The 632-nt window shown below is 41.8% G+C and carries 1 protein-coding gene and 1 pseudogene; both read left to right on the top strand.

Annotation, left to right across the window (positions count from 1 at the left end):
- On the top strand, nt 1-351 hold a 351-nt coding region (locus tag D8792_RS11165), incomplete at its 5' end, for an ATP-dependent Clp protease proteolytic subunit (RefSeq protein ID WP_185758462.1).
- A gap of 15 nt (nt 352-366) precedes the next feature.
- Nucleotides 367-632 (top strand): annotated as a pseudogene (locus tag D8792_RS11170) (phage major capsid protein); the annotation flags it as partial.

Here is a 632-nt window from a genome sequence, read left to right on the forward strand (position 1 = left end):
ACTTTTGCGAGTGGTGACAAACGTGAGATGGAAAAAGCTATTCAGCTTCTAAATGAAGTGAAGGAGTCGATTATCAACGCTTATGAGATTAAGACATCTCTAAGTCGTCAGAAACTCTCAAACCTCATGGATGGAGAGACTTGGCTCAATGCAAAGAAAGCAGTTGAGTTAGGTTTTGCGGATCAGATTATCTTCGATGGCACTCATGACAATGATGAGTCACAAGATGCCTATGCATTTTCAATGCAGACAGTAACCAATCAAGTGGTCGCCAAGTGTGAACAGTTGATAGATAAACCCAAGGTTGCAGTAAGCACCTTGGAAAAACGACTACAGTTATTAAAACCCTAGGAGGACATTTATACTATGGACAAAATTTTAGAACTACGAGAAAAACGTGCCAAGGTTTGGGATAAAGCCAAGAACTTCTTAGATTCATGTCGTGATGAAAAGGGCATGATTTCACAGGAAGATAGTGAACACTACGATAAGTTGGAACAAGAAGTGGTTGACCTTGGAAAAGAGATTGACCGTTTGGAACGCCAAGAACGTATTGAGCGTGAACTGTCACAAGCAACTAGCGCGGCTATTGTCTCTCAACCACGAACTGATGCTGGTGGTGATGAGAAGAC

The sequence above is a fragment of the Streptococcus cristatus genome (assembly GCF_003943505.1).
In the GTDB taxonomy this organism is placed as follows: domain Bacteria; phylum Bacillota; class Bacilli; order Lactobacillales; family Streptococcaceae; genus Streptococcus; species Streptococcus cristatus_E.